This window comes from Aminiphilus sp. (assembly GCF_029975095.1).
Lineage (GTDB): Bacteria > Synergistota > Synergistia > Synergistales > Aminiphilaceae > Aminiphilus.
In genome coordinates, this window is the sequence record NZ_JARKPW010000075.1 from 1 (window position 1) to 2707 (window position 2707).

The 2707-nt window shown below is 64.2% G+C and carries 3 protein-coding genes; all 3 read right to left on the reverse strand.

Going from position 1 to position 2707, the window contains the following annotated elements:
- Positions 1 to 263 precede the first annotated feature (263 nt).
- A complete protein-coding gene (locus Q1K49_RS04710) occupies positions 264 to 1541 on the reverse strand; it encodes a Glu/Leu/Phe/Val dehydrogenase (protein ID WP_300523375.1) in 1278 nt (425 codons plus the stop codon).
- A gap of 99 nt (positions 1542 to 1640) precedes the next feature.
- Entirely contained in the window at positions 1641 to 2189 is a 549-nt protein-coding gene (locus tag Q1K49_RS04715; RefSeq protein WP_300523379.1) for a 2-oxoacid:acceptor oxidoreductase family protein, read from the reverse strand.
- 4 nt (positions 2190 to 2193) lie between these two features.
- Positions 2194 to 2707 (reverse strand): thiamine pyrophosphate-dependent enzyme (locus tag Q1K49_RS04720; RefSeq protein ID WP_300523382.1); only part of this gene is annotated, 514 nt, incomplete at its 5' end.

Sequence of the window (2707 nt, forward strand, 5' to 3'; positions counted from 1 at the left end):
GAGACGGGCGATGCCCTCCCCGCGGCTGGTCCTGTCCTCCACGCGCAGTGCCGTGAGCGCCGATCCCCTGGAAAGTTCCCGCATGCGCTTCCTCCCCGTCCCTCCCTGCACAAAAGATCCGAGGGGCGGTGGTCGCCCACCGCCCCTTTTCTTGACGTTCTTGCTTTCATCCACCGGTCCGCACACGCTCCGGCGACACGCCCCCGCAGGGAGCGCCGCCGCGAAACCCCGAAGTTCCGCACGCTGCGGGAAAAAGGTGGATCCTAGAGGAAAACCCCTCTCATGCGCACTGCGTCGGCGACCCGCTTGATGGCGACCATGAAGGCGGCCCGGCGCATCTTGACGCTGTTCGCCGTGCTGTAGTCCCACACGCGGTGGAAGTTGTCCCGCATGATCCGGAGCAGACGGTCGTTGTACTCTTCCTCGGACCAGAAGAAGCCGCCCAGGTTCTGGCACCACTCGAAGTAGGAGCCGATGACGCCGCCGCTGTTGGCGAGGAAGTCGGGCACGACGAGGGCGCCCTTCTTGTCGAGAACCGCGTCGCCCTCGGGGGTGACGGGGCCGTTGGCTCCCTCGATGATGAACTTGGCCTGCACCTTGTCGGCGTTCTTGCCGTTGATGGCGCCTTCGAGCGCGCAGGGAAGAAGGACGTCCACGGGGAGGAAGAGCAGGTCCTCACCGGCGAGCTTCTGCATGCCCTCCTGCTGGTAGCCTTCGAGGAGCTTCTTGGGGTGGGAGCTGACGAAGTCGAAGCACTTCTGGATGTCCAGGCCTGCGGGGCAGTAGTAGGCGCCGGTGATGTCGCTGATGGCCACGACCTTCGCGCCGGCCTTCACCATGGTGAGGGCCGCGTAGGTGCCGACGTTACCGAAGCCCTGGACGGCCACGGTGGCACCCTCGACGGGTTTGCCGGAGACTTTGAGGGCCTCCATGGCGCAGGTGGCGACGCCGAGACCCGTCGCGGCGGTTCTGCCCTTGGATCCCCAGAGGGAGATGGGCTTGCCGGTGAAGATGGCGGGCTCGAGCTGGTTGCGCATCTTGCTGATGGTGTCCATGAACCAGATCATCTCGGGACCGCCGGTGTTCACGTCCGGCGCGGGCACGTCAGTCCAGGTGCCGACCACGGGCTCGATCCGCGCGGCGAAGGTTCTCGTGAGCCGCTCCCGCTCCTTCTGGGAGTAGTCCAGGGGGTTGAAGGACACGCCGCCCTTGCCGCCGCCGTAGGGGATCCCCGCGAGGGAACACTTCCAGGTCATCATCATGGCGAGGGCCTCGCACTCGTCGAGGCACACGTCAGGATGGAACCGGATGCCGCCCTTCGAGGGACCGAGAGCAGTGGAATGCTGCACTCTGTAGCCGTCGAACACCTTCACGGAGCCGTCGTCCATCTCGACGGGGATGGAAACACACGTTCTGCGCTCGGAATGGCTCAGGATCTCCACAAGTCCCTCGTCCAGCCGCATTTCCTCCGCGGCGGCGTAGAAGTTCCGAAGAGCCGTATCGAGCAACACGTTCGTTGACGTCCGTTTCTGGATCGCCATGAGGTACCCCTCCTTGCTTGTCTCGCTGGTTCCTTTCTTCCCATACCGCACCCACACCGCAAAACCGTGTCCCCCCCGTGTTCCGGGACACGGAGTTTCTCACATGCGTACCAGCTCGTACCCCGCCTCGAAGGCCTTGGAGTTCAGCTCCTCCGTTCCCTTGGGAACCCGGGCGAGGATGGCGCTCCGGATCGACTCGGGGTTGTAGTGCCCCTTCTTCTCCAGAACCTTGGCCGCCGCTCCGAGGGCGACCATGTTGACCACGATCTCCTTGCCGAGTTTCTCCCGGGCGGTGCGCACGATGGGGAGATGCAGGATCTCCGCATCCACCGAGGGAAGGTCGGTGACGAAGAAGTCGTCCAGAATGACGATGCCGCCGGGCGCCGTGTCCTTCACGTACTCGTCGCAGGCCTTCTGGGTGAGCGCCACCTGGAGGTTCGGCGCCATGGCCTTAGGATAATCGATTTCGCCCCGGGAGACCACTACCTCTGACTTCGAGGAGCCCCCACGCGCTTCGGGGCCGTAGGCCTGGCTCTGTACGGCGTTGATTCCCTCGTGGAGAACCGCTGCCTCGCCGAGAATGACCGCCGCGAGGATGACCCCCTGTCCCCCCGAACCGGCCACGCGGATTTCGTAACGCTCGCTCATGTCGCTACCCCCTCACCTTGGCGATGAGTTTATCGTACTGCTCAGTGTATTCGGGAATGTCCTTGTCGACGAACTCGCCGGTGATGATCTTGCCCACCAGCTCCTCCGGGGACATCTGGTCCGCTTTGGCCTTGGCGACGCTCGCCTGCTTGAAGAAGTTGAGGTTGTCCACGGGGGAACTCCTCTTGTTCTTCCGTCCGAACTGGGTGTGACAGTGGGTGACGATCTCGATCACGGAAAAGCCCTTGTGCTGGATTCCCTTCTTGATGTACTGCTCGCACATGGCGGGCTGAGCGATGGTGGCCCGGGCGACGTAGGTGGCCCCGGCTCCCGCGGCGAGGTTGCAGATGTCGAAGGGAGGATCGATGGCGCCGTAGGGAGCGGTGGTCGCTCTGGCTCCCGGAGGCGTCGTGGGCGAGGCCTGCCCGCCCGTCATGCCGTAGATGTTGTTGTTCATGACGATGGCGGTGATGCCGATGTTTCTGCGGCAGGCGTGGATGAAGTGGTTGCCGCCGATG